The 18,750-nt window shown below is 52.5% G+C and carries 18 protein-coding genes; 9 read left to right on the top strand and 9 right to left on the bottom strand.

All coding sequences use genetic code 11. The features are described from left to right. Positions 1-14: 14 nt before the first annotated feature. The 8 genes from E6C74_RS16835 (at position 15) to E6C74_RS16800 (ending at position 8,536) form a co-directional block, all read left to right on the top strand. Positions 15-1,691, top strand: coding sequence for a methyl-accepting chemotaxis protein (locus tag E6C74_RS16835; protein WP_136487212.1), 1,677 nt, complete (start codon positions 15-17; stop codon positions 1,689-1,691). A 176-nt stretch (positions 1,692-1,867) separates the two neighbouring features. After that, positions 1,868-2,542, top strand: a complete 675-nt coding sequence (gene radC, locus E6C74_RS16830; protein WP_136487211.1) for a DNA repair protein RadC — start codon at positions 1,868-1,870, stop codon at positions 2,540-2,542. Positions 2,543-2,964: 422 nt separating this feature from the next. After that, on the top strand, positions 2,965-3,201 hold the full coding sequence (gene rpmB, locus E6C74_RS16825; protein ID WP_004728407.1) for a 50S ribosomal protein L28: 237 nt from the start codon (positions 2,965-2,967) through the stop codon (positions 3,199-3,201). Positions 3,202-3,214: 13 nt separating this feature from the next. Then, the gene (gene rpmG, locus E6C74_RS16820; RefSeq protein WP_005371942.1) at positions 3,215-3,382 is read left to right on the top strand and encodes a 50S ribosomal protein L33; all 168 of its coding nucleotides are present in this window, start codon (positions 3,215-3,217) and stop codon (positions 3,380-3,382) included. Between the two features lie 286 nt (positions 3,383-3,668). Continuing rightward, entirely contained in the window at positions 3,669-4,142 is a 474-nt protein-coding gene (locus tag E6C74_RS16815) for a hypothetical protein (protein ID WP_136487210.1), read from the top strand. Positions 4,143-4,415: 273 nt separating this feature from the next. Continuing rightward, entirely contained in the window at positions 4,416-5,252 is an 837-nt protein-coding gene (gene mutM / locus E6C74_RS16810) for a bifunctional DNA-formamidopyrimidine glycosylase/DNA-(apurinic or apyrimidinic site) lyase (RefSeq protein WP_136487209.1), read from the top strand. Between the two features lie 39 nt (positions 5,253-5,291). Next, on the top strand, positions 5,292-6,296 hold the full coding sequence (locus tag E6C74_RS16805) for an NAD-dependent epimerase (RefSeq protein ID WP_136487208.1): 1,005 nt from the start codon (positions 5,292-5,294) through the stop codon (positions 6,294-6,296). A 236-nt stretch (positions 6,297-6,532) separates the two neighbouring features. After that, the gene (locus E6C74_RS16800) at positions 6,533-8,536 is read left to right on the top strand and encodes an LTA synthase family protein (RefSeq protein ID WP_136487207.1); all 2,004 of its coding nucleotides are present in this window, start codon (positions 6,533-6,535) and stop codon (positions 8,534-8,536) included. Positions 8,537-8,607: 71 nt separating this feature from the next. On the opposite strand, the gene coaD is transcribed toward E6C74_RS16800, so the two are convergent. The 5 genes from coaD to E6C74_RS16775 form a co-directional block, all read right to left on the bottom strand. Beyond that, positions 8,608-9,105: a pantetheine-phosphate adenylyltransferase gene (gene coaD / locus E6C74_RS16795; RefSeq protein ID WP_136487206.1), complete on the bottom strand. Its 498-nt coding sequence runs from the start codon at positions 9,103-9,105 to the stop codon at positions 8,608-8,610. Positions 9,106-9,196: 91 nt separating this feature from the next. Next, positions 9,197-10,279 (bottom strand): glycosyltransferase family 4 protein, encoded by a 1,083-nt coding sequence (locus tag E6C74_RS16790; protein WP_136487205.1) that lies wholly within the window; start codon positions 10,277-10,279, stop codon positions 9,197-9,199. 60 nt (positions 10,280-10,339) lie between these two features. Next, complete coding sequence (locus E6C74_RS16785; RefSeq protein WP_136487204.1) at positions 10,340-11,371, bottom strand: glycosyltransferase family 4 protein; 1,032 nt, start codon at positions 11,369-11,371, stop codon at positions 10,340-10,342. Continuing rightward, a complete protein-coding gene (locus E6C74_RS16780) occupies positions 11,371-12,213 on the bottom strand; it encodes a glycosyltransferase family 2 protein (protein WP_136487203.1) in 843 nt (280 codons plus the stop codon). Before E6C74_RS16780 ends, E6C74_RS16785 begins: the two co-directional genes overlap by 1 nt. Beyond that, positions 12,206-13,288, bottom strand: a complete 1,083-nt coding sequence (locus E6C74_RS16775; RefSeq protein WP_136487202.1) for a glycosyltransferase family 9 protein — start codon at positions 13,286-13,288, stop codon at positions 12,206-12,208. The genes E6C74_RS16780 and E6C74_RS16775 overlap by 8 nt, the downstream gene beginning before the upstream one ends. 95 nt (positions 13,289-13,383) lie before the next feature. On the opposite strand from E6C74_RS16775, the gene E6C74_RS16770 reads away from it, so the two are divergent. Beyond that, positions 13,384-14,097, top strand: a complete 714-nt coding sequence (locus E6C74_RS16770; protein WP_206208435.1) for a 3-deoxy-D-manno-octulosonic acid kinase — start codon at positions 13,384-13,386, stop codon at positions 14,095-14,097. A gap of 13 nt (positions 14,098-14,110) precedes the next feature. Here the strand turns inward: E6C74_RS16770 and E6C74_RS16765 are convergent, their stop codons facing one another. The 4 genes from E6C74_RS16765 to E6C74_RS16750 form a co-directional block, all read right to left on the bottom strand. Further along, a complete protein-coding gene (locus tag E6C74_RS16765; RefSeq protein ID WP_136487200.1) occupies positions 14,111-15,181 on the bottom strand; it encodes a glycosyltransferase in 1,071 nt (356 codons plus the stop codon). Between the two features lie 3 nt (positions 15,182-15,184). Further along, complete coding sequence (gene waaA / locus E6C74_RS16760; protein WP_136487199.1) at positions 15,185-16,474, bottom strand: lipid IV(A) 3-deoxy-D-manno-octulosonic acid transferase; 1,290 nt, start codon at positions 16,472-16,474, stop codon at positions 15,185-15,187. 62 nt (positions 16,475-16,536) lie between these two features. Further along, a complete protein-coding gene (waaF, locus tag E6C74_RS16755; RefSeq protein ID WP_136487198.1) occupies positions 16,537-17,577 on the bottom strand; it encodes a lipopolysaccharide heptosyltransferase II in 1,041 nt (346 codons plus the stop codon). A gap of 71 nt (positions 17,578-17,648) precedes the next feature. After that, complete coding sequence (locus E6C74_RS16750) at positions 17,649-18,731, bottom strand: glycosyltransferase family 9 protein (RefSeq protein ID WP_136487197.1); 1,083 nt, start codon at positions 18,729-18,731, stop codon at positions 17,649-17,651. Positions 18,732-18,750 lie beyond the last annotated feature (19 nt).

Here is an 18,750-nt window from a genome sequence, read left to right as displayed (position 1 = left end):
CACAGGACCAGAATATGATCTCTCTTAGAAGCCGAACTAAACTGCTATTGCTGACCGTAATCCCGTTGGTCGTGATCACGGCCATCGTGACGGCCGTCAATTACTGGAGCGGGATGAACTCGTTACAGCAGGAACTGACCCAATACCGCGCCCAGTTGGTCGAAAGCCGCAAAGCTGAGCTTAAAGCGTATCTGATGATGGGCGTGACGGCGATTCAGGATCTGTACGATGCAGACCGCAACGGTGAAAACCAGGCGCAGGCGAAAGCGATCCTCAAAGCGATGCGCTTTGAAAGCGACGGCTACTTTTTTGCCTATGATTCGCAGGGCGTCAATACTCTGCACGCGATCAATCCGGCGCTGGAAGGCAAGAACCTCTACGATCTGAAAGATAAAAATGGCGTCCCGGTGATCGCCGGATTGATCCAGGCCGCAAAAAGTGGCGACGGCTTCTTATATTTCTCCTGGCACAAGCCTTCGCTTGATGCTCAGGCGCCGAAACTGGGGTATGCCGAGTACCTGCCAAAATGGGACTGGGTGCTGGGCACGGGTATTTATATTGACGATATCGACACTCAGGTCGCCCAGTTCGAGGCGCAGCGTGAAGCACAGCTGAGTGAACAGACCTGGTCTGCGGTCGGTTTGTCTCTGGCGGGGCTGGTGCTGACGATTGTGATTGTCAGCGTGCTGGTCTCGCGCTGTGTCGCGCCGTTGCAGCATGTCGTGGACTCATTAAAAGCGGTGGCAGCCGGTGGCGGTGACCTGACTGCGCGGCTGAAAGTAGAAAGCCGTGATGAAATCGGTGAAGTAGCTAAGGCCTTTAACGACTTTATGGATAAACTGCATCCGTTAATTGTCGATCTGCGCAGTTCGGCGCAGGAAGTGCAATCGGCAGCGTCGGATCTCGATGTGCAGACCAGTCAGTCGAGCCAGCAGATGGGCGATCACAGTCTGGAAACCGATAAAGTGGTGACCGCGGTAACCGAAATGAGCGCCACATCGCGTGAAGTGGCCAATAACACGCATTCCACCGCGCAGGCGATTGATTCGGCCAACCGCCAGATCTCCGATGCACAGCAGGAAGTGAACCTGGCCATCGAAGGCATTGGCGAACTGGTCAACGAAGTCAACCTCACTTCAGAAGCCATTTCTGAGCTGAGCCAGCAAACCGAGCAGATAACCAAGGTGCTGAACGTGATTGGTGAAATTGCCGAGCAGACCAATCTGCTGGCACTCAACGCAGCGATTGAAGCGGCGCGGGCGGGTGAACAGGGGCGTGGCTTTGCTGTGGTGGCAGACGAGGTTCGCTCGCTGGCCAGCCGCACCCAGAACAGCACCCAGGAAATCGGCGACATGCTGCAGCAGTTGCATCAGGGTGTTAGCAAAGCGGTACGCAGTATGGCTCTGAGTCAGGAGCGCGGTGAGAAAACGGCGCTGGAGTCGGTGCAGATTAAAGATAGCTTGTCCGGCATTTCTGATGCGGTCAGCCTGATTCATGACATGGGCATCCAGACTGCATCTGCCGCTGAGCAGCAGAGCGCGGTGGCGGAAGACATTAACCAGAACCTGGTGGCGATTCAGCATATCGTGAATGATCTGACGCATAATCTGCAGCGCTCTGAAGCGATCAGCAGCCGTCTGGCGCAGTCGGGCCAGCAGATGAACAGTTTGGTCGGTCATTTCAAACTGTAAGCGCTGCTGCGGTGCCAGCGTTGATTTGCCGCTTTGAGCAACAGGGCAGTTACAGCAAAGATTGAAGTGTGCCCCAAGATCCTGTTTTGCGTTTGCATTGCACAGGTCAAATCGGTTTGAGTAGATACAGAGCCTGCCGGGCATTAGGATCGGCAGGCTTTTTTACAGGAGCCGATATGAGTCTCAAGTTTCTGCCCAGCGAGTCGATGCCACGTGAAAAGCTGCTTGCCCGCGGGCCGCAATCCTTATCTGACGCCGAACTGCTGGCGATATTTCTGCGTACCGGCACGAGGGGGATGAATGTGATCGAGCTGGCCGATTTTCTGCTCAGGGAGTTTGGATCGCTGCGCGCGCTGTTTTCTGCCCGCAAAGATCACTTTTGCTGTCATAAAGGGCTGGGCGAAGCTAAATATGTCCAGTTGCAGGCGGTACTGGAGATGACGCAGCGATATCTGGGGGAAGCGTTAAGGCGCGGCGAAGCGCTGACCAGTCCGCAGCACACCAAATTGTATCTTTCCAGCGTGTTGCGCGATCGCCAGCGTGAAGCCTTCTATATTCTGTTTCTTGATAACCAGAACCGGGTCATTCAGGATGAAATCTTATTTGAAGGCACCATCGACGCCGCCAGCGTTTATCCGCGTGAGGTAGTGAAACGGGCGCTGCACCATAACGCGGCGGCGCTGATTCTGGCGCATAACCATCCTTCCGGCGTGGCTGAGCCGAGTCAGGCTGACCGAAGGATCACGCACCGACTGGCCGATGCACTGGCGCTGGTGGATATCCGGGTGCTGGATCACTTCGTGGTCGGCGACGGTGAGGTGGTTTCCTTTGCCGAACGCGGCTGGCTTTAGCTGCTGAAGTATTCTTTTTTTGCTCTATGCGGGTGTGAAGCAACCTGGTGGTCAAGTGCAAACAAGCTAAGTAATACAAAGGTCTAGCGATGAAGTGGATATTTTGCAGCGAGCAATAAAAGCGGGCCTTATCGGCATTTGAGCGGAATGTACAAAAAATGCTTAGCTTTCTGCTGTTTTCTGGTATGATTCGCACACATTTTTTAACCTCAATCAGCTCAACAGAGAAAAAGATCAGGTAATTCTGTAAAAAGGATCTGTTCGGGTCTTGAGCAACGCGTGTCAAGTTAGTATAATGCGCGACCTTTGATAGCCTTGTATGGATTTTCCATAACGGTTTTTAACCTCAACTTCTTAAGTGAAAGAGAGAGGTTCGGCCACCAAGGTTGATATCGAGCTGAAACGATTTGGAGAAGACATTCATGTCCCGAGTATGCCAAGTAACTGGTAAGCGTCCAGTAACGGGTAACAACCGTTCACACGCACGAAATGCTACTAAGCGTCGTTTTCTGCCGAACCTACAAACTCATCGTTTCTGGGTAGAGAGCGAAAAACGTTTTGTTAAACTACGTCTAACTGCTAAAGGCATGCGTATCATTGATAAGAAAGGCATCGATGCTGTTCTTGTTGATATCCGTGCACGTGGCGAAAACGTTTAAGAGGAATTAAACAATGGCTAAAGGCATTCGTGAGAAAATCCGTCTGGTATCTTCAGCAGGTACTGGTCACTTCTACACAACTGACAAGAACAAACGCAACATGCCAGGCAAATTCGAGATCAAGAAATTTGATCCAGTAGTACGCCAGCACGTTCTATACAAAGAAGCGAAAATCAAGTAATTGATCGCTTGCTTTGGTGTTAGTAGAAAAACCCAGCCTTTTGGTTGGGTTTTTTGTTTTCTGCTATCCCGTTCGAATGTTTCTCACTAGGCTCACTAGGCTCACTAGGCTCACTAGGCTCACTAAGTTCCCCTTTGGCAGGTAACCCGGTTATCTTCCCTCCCGCTCTGCACATCCTTCTCGTCTTGTCGTTTCATTACCTGACCCACCTGTCTTCGGCACGCTAGGATCCCGCTGCGCACTCTGCTAATCTGGCTTAAGATTCAATTAACTAAGGACTGCGGTCATGCGCGTCTCACCCCGGCGACGTCGCCGCTGGAATAATCTTCTGATTCTGGCGGTGATTCTGTTTATCGGCATCATCAACCTGCCGTCGATCATTAAAAGCTATTTAATCGAGCCGCCCGTCAGCCCGTATCCGGCATTACTCAATCCACAGGCTGAGTTGCAGGCGATGCATTTTACCCGCTTATCGCTGCAGAAGAGTCATGGAGAGTGGCAGGCCAACCCGCCAATCAATATTGAACCTCAGGCGCTGATTGAGCGCTGGCAGCAACTGACCGGCACCCGGGTCGATGAACAAACCTATCAGTCGTTGCAGCCTAAACTGGGCAACCCACACAGCATTGAAGTCTGGTATCAGGGCCAGGAAGAGCCGCAAAGGATCACCTACTATCAGGCGCCGCAGTTCTGGCTGTTTAAAAACTGGCAGAACGAGTGGATAGCGGTCTCGGCGGAAGCGGGGTATTTGTTTCCTTAGTTCCTAAATGCTAGTTCCTAGTTCCTGGGTCCTAGGCCCTAGGGGGAGATCGCTGCGAGATTTTAGCGATAATCAAGGCGGTGAATTAGCTTTGATTTTAGATGACGGATTTGTATCACTAGATTTCCCCCGACCACAGAATCTTCTTTTCCTAGGGGCTAGGCCCTAGGATCTTATATCTTTTTACTCCTCGCCAGCGTGGCCTGAGTTCCGTTAAACTAAGTCCTACTAACCGCAAAGACCCTTGAACCAAGGATCTCCCGAGGAGAAAGCATGCCTGAATTACCTGAAGTTGAAGTCAGCCGTATGGGGATCTCACCGCATCTGGTGGGGCAGACCGTGCGTACGCTGACCTTTCGTACCCCGAAACTGCGCTGGGATATCCCGCAGGAGCTGAAGCGGATGGAAGGGCAGGTGATTACCGCGATTACGCGTCGGGCCAAGTATCTGCTGCTGGAAACCACGGCAGGCACGGCGATTGTGCATCTGGGGATGTCGGGTTCGCTGCGGGTACTGGATGGAGACTTTGCGCCGGGCAAACACGATCACGTGGATCTGGCGCTGACAAACGGCAAAGTGCTGCGTTATAACGATCCGCGCCGTTTTGGTGCCTGGTTGTGGTGTGAACCGGGTGAGAGCCACAGCGTGCTCGATCATATGGGGCCGGAGCCGCTGACCGATGAATTCAATCCGCAATACATGCTGGATAAAGCGCGTAATAAACGGGTGGCGATCAAGACCTTCATCATGGACAACAAAATCGTGGTCGGGGTGGGTAACATCTACGCCAACGAATCATTGTTCAGCTCACGGATTCATCCGCTGCGCCCGGCGCATTCAATCAGTGAAGCGGAGTGGACCTCTTTGGTCGCGGATATTAAAACGGTGCTGGCGACGGCGATCAAGCAGGGCGGCACCACGCTGAAAGATTTTGCCCAGGCGGACGGTAAACCGGGTTATTTTGCCCAGGAGCTGCAGGTGTATGGCAAAAAAGGCGGCCAGTGCCCGCGTTGTGAAACCTTAATTGAAGAGCTTAAAATCGGTCAGCGCAACTCGTTTTTCTGTCCGTCCTGCCAGTTAGTTACAGCGGAAAAAACACACTCAATGTGATATAAACAACAGATAGTTTCTGTGTAAGAGAGAAATCAGATGAAATATTTGGTGACCGGTGCGGCCGGTTTTATCGGTTCTGCGGTAGTCGAGCGTTTGTGTGCAGAAGGGCACGAAGTTATCGGTATCGATAACCTGAATGACTACTACGATGTGGCGTTGAAAGATGCCCGTCTTGAGCGCGCGGCGCACGACCAGTTCACCTTTATTGAAATGGACATCGCGGATCGTGAAGGCATTGCTGGCCTGTTTGAAGCTGAGCAGTTCGATAAAGTGATTCACCTCGCGGCTCAGGCTGGCGTGCGTTACTCAATCGATAATCCGATGGCGTATGCCGACAGCAACCTGGTTGGTCACCTGACGATTCTGGAAGGCTGTCGCCACCATAAGATTCAGCATCTGGTGTATGCCTCTTCGAGCTCGGTTTACGGTCTGAACCGTAAAACCCCGTTTAACACCTCAGACAGCGTCGATCACCCGGTCTCTTTGTACGCCGCGACCAAGAAATCGAATGAGCTGATGGCGCATACTTACTCGCACCTGTACGGCGTGCCGACTACCGGCCTGCGCTTTTTTACCGTGTATGGTCCGTGGGGCCGCCCGGATATGGCGCTGTTCAAGTTTACCAAAGCCATCATCAATGGCGATGCGATTGACGTCTACAACAACGGCGATATGCAGCGTGATTTCACCTACATCGACGACATTGTGGAAGGCATTGTGCGTATTAAAGATGTGGTACCACAAGCCAACACTGACTGGACGGTGGAAGAGGGCACACCCGCGACCAGCTCTGCTCCTTACCGGGTGTACAACATTGGCCACGGCAGTCCGGTTAAGCTGATGGACTACATTAAGGCGCTGGAAAGTGCACTGGGCATTGAAGCCAAGAAAAATATGCTGCCGATGCAGCCGGGTGATGTGTACGCCACTTACGCCGATACCGAAGACCTGTTTGCCGCAACCCAGTACAAGCCGCAGATGGGGGTTGAGCAGGGGGTGGCTAATTTTGTGAACTGGTACAAAGAATTCTATTCGGTATAGCGACGTCTGCCACACTCCTGACAGGCAGAGCTTGGTGCTCTGCCTGCTTATCGTTATCCTCCCGCGTGCTGCAATCATTCCTTCATATTTATAAAATCAGCGGTCAGATCACTAACTTTTATTAATGTCTGAACCTTTTTACATTTGCAACGTCAATTAAAGTCTGTTGTTTTCATAATGAGTCTGGTAAGTCCCTCAGAGGTCGCCGCTCGTTATCTGTTGTAGTTGTCTATCTCATGAATTATCAGTCACATTTGCGTCAGCTCTGTCTCGTGCTGCTGCAGTTTTTTGTATTTTCATTCAGCATCTTGCTGATTGCGCGTGGTGTTTTCTTTCATCATATTCAGGACGTACTGATTCAGCCCGGCGTGACAGAGGATATCTGGCGTGCATTCCGGGTCGGCGCACGCTTTGATGCCAAAGTCACCGCGATTGCTTATGCCCCGCTGTTGCTGGCCGGCCTTGTCCTGGCGGCTTCCCGGCGTGGTTATGCCCGCTGGAGTCATGTCGCTCCGCTTTATCATGCGCTGATCGCACTGCTGTATGTGCTGGGCTGCATCGGTAACTATTATTACTACCTGACTTACGGCACCCACATCGATCTGTTCATGTTTGGCTTGTGGGAGGATGACTCCAAAGCAGTGCTGGTTAACATCTGGCAGGACTATCCGATCCTGCGCGCTTTGCTGCTGGCACTGAGTCTTTCTGTGCTGGCTTATGTCACGGCGCGCTGGTTTATGCGCAGCGCATTTGGCCGGCTCAAGTGCAAACACAGCTGGCACTGGAGCGTGACATCGCTGGCGGTGTTGTGTGTGGTGCTGGTGACCTTCGCGGTGGCACGTGGCTCGCTCAGCAGTCATCCGCTTAAGCGTTATCACGCGGCAGTCTCGCCTTACAAACCACTGAATATGATCACGCCGAACGTATTTATGGCGCTCGACTGGGCGATGACCGATTACAAAGAGCAGCATAACTTTGCTCCGGTCAGCCAGGCTGAACTGACGGCGCAGATGAACAAAATTCTTGGTCAGCCGACCCCGCAATATCGCACGCCTGCCAATGATTACCTGCAACAGCATCCGCCGCATGTGGTGGTAGCAATGATGGAGAGCATGGGCATGAATATACTGGTCGAAGATGACGCTAAGACCAATGATCTGCTCGGCAGTTTCCGTCAGTACCGTGACCAGGGCTTTTGGTTTGAGCGTTTTATGGCAGGCACGTCTGCTACCATCGACAGTATCGTCATGACACTGTTTCACAGCCCAGTCGCGACCATAAGCCACTCGGCAGTGCAGAATATTGCGTTGCCAAGCTCGGCGGCGTTGCCGTATAAACGGGCCGGTTATGAGGTGGTGTTTCTGTACGGGGGGAACGGTATGTGGCGCAACCTGGCTAACTACCTGCCAGTGCAGGGCTTTGACCGGGTGTATGACGAAAATGACATTATGGAAGCGTTTCCTGAATCCGAGCAGTATGCCGGGCCATGGGGTGTGCCGGATGGTTACTTGTTCAAGTTTGCCAATCGGGTGCTGGAGCAGGCCGAAAAGCCGACCATGATGTTTATTATGACGGTGACCAATCACTCGCCTTATAAAGTGCCGGAGTACTATCAGCCTGCGCCGACTAGGATGAGTGAGCGTTTGGCCCATCTGATTGGTTATCAGGGTGAGCAGGCCAGTGTGTTACTGCAAACCTTCCAGTATGCCTCCGATGCACTGGGCCAGTTTATCGGTCGCATCAAACAGTCCGATAAACTGAAAGACAACACTGTGATTGCGGTGACCGGCGATCACCGTATGCGTTACAGCAGTACCGATGAGCCGGAAGAGTTTGCCATGACCTATGCGGTGCCGTTTTATCTCAATGTGCCACAGCCGATTCTGGCCAACACCCGCTATGAGTTCGATGCGCAGCGGGTCGGTTCACACCGTGACCTGTTCCCGACCCTGTATCATTTCAGCTTGTCGGATCAGGATTACATTTCACTCGGCGGCGAGAACATGCTGGCTGAGCAGGATGCCAGCCGCTTTGGCTATAATGCCACGCGCAGTATCAATCAGTACGGAGCCTTCAGCACCCAGGGCAATGGTTTGTACTATCCGTGGCAGGCGTCATCGCCGCTGCGCAATCAGGCCATGCCGGTCAGCGACGTTCCGTTCGATGCCGAGTGGGCGAAAGAATACCATCTGCTGCAGGATTACTACCTGCGTTCGCAGGTGGTCCCTATGGTGCAGTAGTGTTTTAGGTTTATAGGGTCTAGTACCTAGGAGTCTAGGGCCCTAGTTCCTAGGATCCTAGGTACTCCATATCATTTAACCACTTTCTTATCATGCAGTGCATCGGCGACCAGTTTAGGTACGAACTCATCCACATTGCCGCCGTGAATGGCGACTTCGCGTACCAGAGAAGAAGAGATAAAGGCGTACTGCTCGGAAGGCGTGAGGAACACGCTTTCCAGCCCCGGCATCAGGCGGCGGTACATATTGGTCAGACCGAATTCATATTCGAAATCGACTGTGGTACGCAGGCCGCGCACCAGTACGGTTGCGCCTTCAGCTTTGGCGAAATCCACCATCAGGCCAGAAAAGCCCTTCGCGGTGACATTATCCAGATGGCTGGTCACGGCTTTGGCAAACTCAACCCGTTCTTCAAGCGTGAACAGGGTATTTTTGCTCGGGCTGGCGGCCACAGCGATGATCACTTCATCAAACATGCTGGCAGCACGCTCAATCAGGTCAAGGTGGCCGTTGGTAATCGGATCAAAGGTGCCCGGATAAATCACACGGGAGATACTTTTTGAAGTCACGTTGTTTTACTCAGGTTGTGCGCTTACTTTCATGCTAAACAAAAACCGTGGCGGAGACCAATAATTGTTACCTGCCTCCGCAGGAGTGAATTTACAGCGAGGCAAAAAAGTCCAGATGCTGTTTAGCGCTTTCTTGGCACGAGAAGTCATCTATCATGCGCTGCTGCGCTTTGCGTCCCATCTCGGCACGGTTCGGCTCTGAAGCATACAGCCACTCGATTTTATCGGCGATGGCCTGAGCGTCTTTGACCGGTACTACAAAGCCGGTTTCACCGTCCAGCAGTAATTCTTTACCGCCGCCGGTGGTGGTCACTACCGACGGAATGCCCATTGCCATGGCTTCGATAATGGTTTTCGGCAGGCCTTCACCGCTGATCGAAGGCTGAACCTGCACCTTACTTGCGGCCAGCAGTTCCGGCACATCTTTACGATAACCAAGGAAATGGATGCGCTCTTGCATCCCGCTCTGCTCCGCTAAAGCCAGATTCTGCTCGGTATCCATGTCACGTCCGGCCAGCAGCAGATGCAGATTGGGCAGTTTGGCCAGTTGCTTGGCGCTTTCCAGCAGCACATGCACGCCTTTACTCGGACGGGCGTTGGCAATACAGATCACGCTGAACGCATCTTTCGGCAGACCGAGGCTGGTCAGTTCGGCTGGCTGGGCCTGATACCAGGCGATATCGTGGCCTTTGTAAATCGTGGTCACCTTATCGGCGTTCTTCCATACGTGTTTACGCACATCGTCGGTTACCGCCTGCGCTACACAGCTGATACCGTTAACCCGCGGATGGAGGTGGGTCAGGTAAGCACTCGGATCGTGACGGTATAAGCCACCCACGGTGCCGCGATAAGTGACCAGTTTGGTGTTTTTAAACCCGATACAGGCAAATGCCGCATTGGGGATGGTTTTCGAGTTCATCGCATACACCACGTCGTACTGGTTTTCGCGCAGCGCCTGACGCAGAGTTCTGATGCTTTTGCGGCAGATTTTCTTGGTCGGATAGCAATCGATGATCTTAACGCCGTTGTCACGAAAGCGCGCGACATATTCGGCATGACCCTGAGTCATGATGGTCACGTCATGGCCCATCTTGGCCATTTCAATAAACATTTCCGCTTCCGGACGCACGCTGTTCCAGGCGTCCTTGTATGAGCTGAATATTAAGATCTTCATGGTGTCTGTTTACCTCGGTCATGCCTTTGGCATGACGATGTGAAAAATACCATCAGCGCATCAGGCGCTGATTTGGCTGTAAAGTGTGGCGTAGCGCTGCGCGGTATTTTCAATCAGAAAATCCTGCAGCTTGGCTGCGCGGCCCGCCGCTAATACGTCTCGTAACTCGCTGTCAGTACGGATTTGCTCAATCGCTTCGGCCAGCCCCTTGGCATCGCCCGGTTCAATTAACAGGCCGGAGCGCTGATGTTCTATGATGTCCGGAATCCCGCCGGCGCGGGCTCCGATCACAGGCAGGCCGCTGCCCATCGCTTCGAGAATCACCGAGCCGAGCCCTTCGCTGTAGGACGGGTGAACCAGCAGATCTGCGGCGGCAAACCAATCGCCCATGTTGCTCTGCTTACCGACAAAACTGACATTGCTCAGCCCGGCAGCCTGCTGTTCCAGTTCGGCGCGCTGTTTGCCATCACCAAGCAGGGCAAAGTGAACGTCAGGTGTGCGGTGTTCCAGCAGTTTGGCTGCGCCGATAGTGACGTCAAACCCTTTGTGTTTGAGCATGTTGGCGCCGTGGATAACCAGGAACTTATCGGCAAATCGCTCACGGATCTGCGCCAGTTGACGGTTATCGACCGGATAACTGACCGGCGAGCTGGGGATGATTTCCACCTGCTGCTGCGGATAGGCATCACGGATGCGCGCGGCAATCTCGTTACTAAGGCCGACCAGCACGGCGGCGTGGCTGTAGGCCTGAGTCGATAACCACTTACGTTTGAGAGGGTTATCAATCCGGCGTGTGACCAGGTAAGGAATGCCGTGCAGTTTGTGCTGCAGCCAGGCCCAGTAAATAGCACGTCCCTCATGGACGTGAATCAACTGACAATCCGCGGTGACCGCTTTGCCGTGTTGCAGCAGATAGTGTTTGGCAGCCACGACCCGGCAGTTCAGTTCAGACACCCGGTCAAAGAATGGACTTTGCGGGTTGGCCACCACCGTCAGGTTGTAGCCCAGTTTAATTTGCTGCTTGATCAGCTGCAGAGTCTGGTTTTCCCCGCCGTGATAGCCGGAGGCCAGATTAACGTGACAGATATTCATCAGTGGTCTCTTTTCTCCGCTGGCGCCGCTGTTTTAGGGTGTGTGTCCTGCTCAGGCGGCTTCTGCGCCGCCTGTTTTTTCATGTAGTCGCGCAGCCACAAATCGGCGTAGCGGGTAAAGGTGGTGTTGGCGCTCAGCAGAGCCAGCAGCAGTCCATGGCGACCATCGAGAAAGCCCAGTTTAATCACGTACATTTTAAAGAAGCGGAAAAAGCCGTGCAAAATGGCACCGCCCAGAGAGGACTTTTTGCGCCCTTCGCGCTGGTCGGCCCAGGCTTTCATATAGCGCTGGGTTTTCTCAACATAGTTAGGCAGGTTATCGATGGTGTAATGATACAGATCGCCTGAGAGCGATTTGAGCCGATAACCGTCCGGAATCATCACCGATTCATGCACCAGCACATCGTTGTATTGAGTGCTTTCTCGGCGGTAAAGGCGGGTCACCCAGTCCGGGTACCAGCCGGAATGGCGGATAAATTTACCAAACGCTTCGGTCAGGCGGTTTATCTGATAAACAGAACGACCGTCATCGGTCGCAATGGCATTGAGGATCGAGACTTTGAGTTCATTCGAGACTTCTTCATCTGAGTCGAGCGGCAGCACCCAGTCGGCGCTCATATAACTTTGCGCTTTCTGACGCTGCGGGCCAAAGCCAAGCCAGTCCTGATGGTAAACCTTGTCGGTATAACGGGCGGCGATCGCCAGCGTGCTGTCGCTGCTGCCGGAGTCGACAATCACAATTTCGTCTACCCAGCCGTGCACGGAGCGCAGGGTAGTTTCCAGATGTTGTTCGGCGTTTTTGACAATCATCAGTACACCGAGAGTCGGCTTGCGCTCAGTCATTTTGGTTTCCTGTTAACACGGCATCAGTTAAAAAAGCATCGCTTAAAAAAGGTTGCAGCAGCTTAGTCACTTCTTCGACCTGAATATCACTCATCAGATCCTCCCCCTTAAGGCGGGTGCCCCAGGCCAGTTCGCTGACCGGGCGTCCGAACTGCTGCTCAGCCAGGCGCTGGTAAGCGTTGACTGTCGTTGCCAGGCTGTTGTAGGGGCCGGTGCGCAGCGGATTACTGTGCGCATAAAGGCCAATCACCGGCGTGCCTTGCGTCGTGGCCAGATGCGCCGGGCCGGAGTCCGGTGCCAGCACCACATGTGCCTGTTTCAGCACTGCAGTGAGCTGCTTGAGCGAGGTCTGGCCGATAAGGTTGACCACCGGCTGGCGGCACAGTTCGGCAATACTCTGCCCTAATCTGACTTCGCGCTCGGCCGGTGAGCCGCACAGCACGACCTGCAGGCCGTTGTCAGCCGCGAAATCCGCCGCGGCGGCGTAGCGCTCAGTCAGCCAGTTGCGGCTGTCCTTGCTCGCGGCCGGGCAGATGACCAATGACGGTTTACCCTGCAGTGCTTGGGTCGCAAACTCTGTATCGTCAGCGCTGAGCGGAATATTCCAGCGTGGCTGGTCAAACGGCACGCCGAGATAACGGGCAAATTCGGCAAAGTTGTCCAGCACATGCAACGCTTGAGTCTCCGGCAGATGACGGTTAGTAAACCACCACTGACCTTCACGGGTACGGTTTTTACCAAAACCGACTTTATAACGCGCCTTGATGCCCCACGACAGCAGGCTGGCCCGCAACGCGGCCTGCATATGCAGCAGCACATCAAAGCGTTGCTGTTTCAACTGAGACCACAGCGCTCGCATCCCCGCCATACCCTGTTTCTTATCGAAGACCACCACCTCAATACCAGGCAGATCGGCCATTAACTGAGCTTCGACCTTTCCGCAAATCCAGGTGATCTTAGTATCAGGCCAGTGGGCCTGAATGGCTTGTACGACAGAAATGGCGTGGCAGACATCACCAATGGCGGACAGACGCAGCACACACAACGATTTAGGTGGAGAGCTCAGTAGACTCATAACTCATCGATAAAGAGGAAAATTACGCCAATTATGCGTATCGGACGAATGAATGTAAAATGTCGTTGCCTACTTTGACAGATAAAGCGCTGATTATGTCCGATATTCGTAATATTACCCTTCCTGGCCAGCAAATCTGGTATGACGCTGAGCTGCTGTCCACCGCTCCGGAGCACAGTTTTGACCCGGATTTCTGGCAGCGCAGCGGCAAAGTGACCGGCAGCGCGCAGGGGCGCGGCACTACCTGGTTTGTGCAGCTTGAGGCCTGTCAGGGCGCGCTGCGTCATTATCGTCGCGGCGGTTTGTTCGGCAAGCTGGTGAGTGATCACTATCTGTTTACCGGCTGGAAGAACACGCGCAGTGCGCAGGAGTTCGAACTGCTGCGCCATTTGGCTGAGGCCGGGGTGAATGTGCCGCGACCGATAGCGGCTCGTGCCCGGCGCAGCGGTTTCAGTTACCAGGCCGATATTCTGGTGGAAAAAGTGCCCAACGCCAGTGATTTGGTCGATGTACTGCAAAAGCAGGCTTTGAGTGATGAGGTGTATCAGGCCATCGGCCGGATGATTCGTACCATGCATGAGGCCGGGGTGAATCACACCGATCTCAATATCCACAATATCCTGCTCGATAAAGCAGGCAAGGTGTGGCTGATTGATTTTGATAAATGCGCGCGCAAGAGCGGGCAGGGCTGGCAGCAGGAAAACCTGAACCGTTTACTGCGTTCTTTTAACAAAGAGCAGCAACGGTTCAGTATTAAGTGGCAGCCTGAGCAGTGGTCGGCACTGCTGCAGGGATATAACGCCGGTTAGAGTACCCTTCAGCTCAGTTTTTCCACTGATCCATCAGTTGGTATAAAGAGTGATAAACCTGCTCGCTACTGAATTTTGTGTAGCCTTGGGTCAGTTCAGGCTGGTGGTCTGATTGCAGAAAGTCATCAATATGTTGGGCGATCACGGTTTCGTCGTAGGAGTTAATCAAATAACGGGACAGGTCACCGGTCAGGATTTCATCCGGACCGGAAGGGCAGTTTACGCTGAGGGCAGGGACGCCAAGCACGAGTGATTCAATGATTACCGTTGGCAAGCCTTCATGATCTGAGGTGAGTAACAGTCCACGTGCAGCCTGGATGATAGGATATGGGTTGCGATCGAAACGTTTGAATATCACGCGGTCCTCAAGCCCTAACTGTTTTGTCTGCTCTTTCAGTTGTTGTTCCAGTGAACCTTCGCCCAAAATCAATAACTTAATTGACTTATTCTGAATCAGAGAGAATGACTTAAGTAAGCGGTCTACCCGTTTTTGTTTTTCTAACCGACCAACAAAAAGCAGGTATTCATGATTATCCAGATTAAACTCGTAGCGGGAAGCACACTGCTTGATCTGATTGATATTAAAAGGGTTATATAATACGTTGCAGGATGTAATACTGGTGCCGCAGCATTTGCGGGTAAATTTACGAATGCTCTCAGAGACACAAAGAACGTGTTTACCGCGTAGTTTTTTTCTTAATTTACAGCGATACCGGAAGCGCTTAAAAAAACTGCGGTGATTATAAGAATACTCGTCTGAGTTATGAATAAACGGGATGAGACGAGAATCATCAAACTGAGCAATCAGCTTAATACATTCGCCGTGTGGCGCGATGAGAAAATCAAAATTGGCGTTGTGATACCAATTGGTAAAGTGCTCAAGCTGGCGGGGACTATTTTTTTCCGACTCAGGTATGTTTAAGCTGGTGATGGGTAAATCATCTAGATCAGGTAATTCAATATCATTATGTAAAGTAATGATCTCGACCTGATTACCCTGTTCTAACAGTAATCTGGCCAAACGTACGGTGACAACCTGTACTCCTTCGATTTTTAAATCGCGGACTAAAAATTTTATATTCATTGCTCAGTGATCTTGCCGTTGCTCAGTGGCAACTTTTCTATTGATTATGTCGTTTATCGTTTTACCGATGGCTCCTTTATTATTATCGACCACTAAGCGCGCTTCCTTACCCATTAAAGTGAGTTTATTTGGTTCTGAGAATAACATATTGAGTTGTTTGGCGATTTCACCAGCATTGTTGCATAAAATCACCGCATTTTTTTGCGTTAACAACTGCATAATTTCACTGAAATTAAAAAAGCTCGGCCCATTGAGCAGCGGTTTACCTAACGCCGCTGGCTCAAGCAGGTTATGCCCACCCACTTTATCGCCGACTAAACTGCCGGCCATAAAGCAGATATCTGCCGCGCTGATCAGAGTCAGCATTTCACCCATAGTATCGCCGAGATACACCTGACATGTTTCTGCGTCTGAGGCCTGAGCTGTGCGGCGCTGAGTCGCAAAACCTTGTTGCTGGCACAGTTCAAATACAGCGTTAAAACGTTCCGGATGGCGTGGCACCAGAATCAGCAGTGCGTTCGGGTAATGCGTCAGCAGTTGGCGGTGTGCAGCAAGCAGAATGGCATCTTCACCTTCATGAGTGCTGGCGGCAATCCAGACCTGGCGCTGCGTGCCCAACTGCTGGCGCAGCTCAGCGCCTGCTTCCTGCACCTGCGGGTTGATATCGACATCAAACTTCACTGATCCGGTGACCTCAATCTGGTCCGCGCGAAAACCGAGGCGCTGAAAGCGTTCACCATCACTGGCATACTGGCACAAGATGCGATCCACATAGGGGCGAATCAGATTGAACAGGGCAGAAAACTTCTGATAGCGCTGGCAAGAACGCTCCGATAGCCGTGCATTGATCACAGTAACCGGAATATTACGCTGATGAACGGTTTTGAGGGTATTGGGCCATAACTCGGTTTCGACAATCAGCAATTGCGCCGGTTGTACGGCTTTGATAAAGCGTCGTACGCACCAGGCAAAGTCGAGCGGCATATAGCGGTGCTCAACCAGATCGCCCAGTTTAGCGATCTGCTCGGCTCCTGTGCTGGTAGTCGTTGTGACGACGATAGCTTGCTCGGGCCGGGTCTGTTTGAGCGCCTTAATCACAGGGATCGCGGCAATCGACTCGCCCACAGATACCGCATGAATCCAGATTGGCCGGTGGGCTTTCACCTGAGGCGTATAGCCCCAGTGTTCTTTCCAGCGCGACCCGAAGGCCGGTTTACCCGGTTTAGTCTTGTACAGCGAGTACAAAAACAGCGGGCTGAGCAAAGCGAGTAACAGGGTATATATCAGGCGCATAGGGCTATCTTAAATCGGGTCAACGTTACTTTAACCGGTAACGATAGCGTTACCGGAGGTTACTACGCGCTGGCGTCAAACTGCGTCAGAGCATCAATTACCCGCTGCGGTGCGAGATCTTTCAGGCATTTTAGGTGGCCGAGCGGACATTCACGCTTAAAGCACGGCCGGCACTCGATATCGGTGTGCACGATGGCCTTTTTCACGGCCAGTGGGGGTGTATAGGTCGGAGAGGTTGAGCCATACACGCCCACCACCTGACAACCGACGGCAGCAGCAACATGCATCAGGCCGGAGTCGTTACTGACCACACTTTCACAGCAGGCGAGCATATCCACCGCTTCAATCAGGCTGGTTTTGCCGGCCAGGTCAGCAACATGTTCGCGCTGCGCTTCACTCAGCTGCGCGATGATAGATTGGGTAGTTTGACTGTCTTTAGCTGAACCAAATAACCATACCTGTTTACCCTGGTCTATCATGGCAGCAGCAACCGCTGCGTAGTGCTCAGTCGGCCATTGCTTGGCCGGGCCAAATTCTGCACCGGGACACAGGCCAATCACGGCGCGTGCAGAGTTCAACGCGAACTTATTCCGAGTCTGCTGCTGAACTTCAGCATCAATCGATAAGCTTGGGCGAGGTAACGTGTCCAGACCGCCCAGTGATGATGAATCGATCATCTCTGCTTTTGGACGCGACAGGGCGACATAACGCTCCGTCATGTACTGGAACGATTTTTTATTCGGACGCAGGTCGTTTAGCAGACCATAACGCATTTCCCCTTTCCAGCCGGTGCGAACCGGAATACCGGCAAACCAGGGAATCAGGGCTGATTTGGCGGAATTCGGTAGAATGTAGGCATGGTCATACTGGCCACGCATCGACTTACCGATTGCCCGGCGGGCGAAAAAGTTAAATTCGCCGTGGCCAATCGGCATATCAAGCGCCTGATTGACTTCCGGCATGCGCTCCAGAATCGGTTTACACCAGGCCGGCGCCATAACGTCGATGATGGCATCGGGATGCTGCTGTTTGATGCTTGTGTACAAGCACTGAGACATCACCATGTCTCCGACCCAGGAAGGGCCTATGACGAGTATTTTCATTCGATACTTAGCAAATTTAAATAATGAGTAGCCAGCAGTTACAGGCAGAAAACCATTGGCCGGCTGGTTTGCTATTTAGTGTACTGGTTAGCGGCCAAAGATTCACGTTTCGCTTTGAAATCCGCCCAGTCAAATTCATGCACATACACCCGGTCATGTTTGCCTTTGGTGGCTGGATTAAACAGCACTTTGTTCTGGTCAGAAAGCGGATGCCATTCCTGATAGTTGCGAGGGTTATCAGCATAGATAGCCAGAATCGGCGTGTTCAGCGCGCTGGCCATATGCACGACCGAAGTATCCGGCGTGACACACAGGTCAACCTGACTGAGCAGTTGCAGCGAGAATTCCAGCGATGAGGTTTCACTGGGCAAAATGACGCGCTCACTGGCACATTCCTCGACCAGATCCTGCAAAAATTCGATTTTGCCCGGTACCGGGATCAGATACAGGTAGTCTTGTGGAAAGTCGCGCAACCAGTGATTAAGTAGCTTCAGGGCTTCTGGTTTCGAAAACTGACGATATTTACTGGAACCAAACAGGTTGATAGCGACATTGGTTTTTTCAGCATCGACGATCTGTTCGCTGGGATAGGGAATCAGCGGAATAACATCATCGAACGGTTGAGAACAGAATAGTTCAGCGGCGGCCTGGTAGCGCTGTTTAAAATGTACCGCCTCTGCAGGCAGGTTGACATTAAAGATCGGATGGTTGGTTTTATTAAACCCGATATTGTAACTGGCACCGAGCTCGTGCACGGCCAGTAGCTCTTTGAAGTCAAAGCTGGTACCGAGTTCAACCACCGCATCAAACTGCCCACGGTACTGGCGGAAAGAGTGCGCGGTTTTCACGCCGCGTTTGTCGCAGTGAATCACTTCGCATCCGGTGGCTTTCTGGTACCAGTTACCGCAAAACGGCGGGGTAATCACAGACACGGTGATATCCGGACGGGCTAGCTGCAAGGCTTTGATAAACAAACCACTCATGATGGCATCGCCCAGTTTGTTATCCCAACGCAGAAGTGCAACCGTGCGGACGTCCTTCATAGGCATTTTCGGTTGGGGAGCCTTGTCGTAGCGTCGACAATAGTAATCCAGCTTGAGCTTCTTCTGTTTGTTTCTGAGCGCCCGGTTAACACTCTTAAGGGTTTTGAGCATGAGTTACTTACCTAATCAG

This window comes from Vibrio sp. H11 (assembly GCF_004804295.1).
Taxonomy (GTDB): Bacteria; Pseudomonadota; Gammaproteobacteria; order Enterobacterales; family Vibrionaceae; genus Vibrio; species Vibrio ostreae.
The sequence above is the reverse complement of the archived record's forward strand: the minus strand, read 5'-3'. Positions and strand labels throughout refer to the sequence as shown.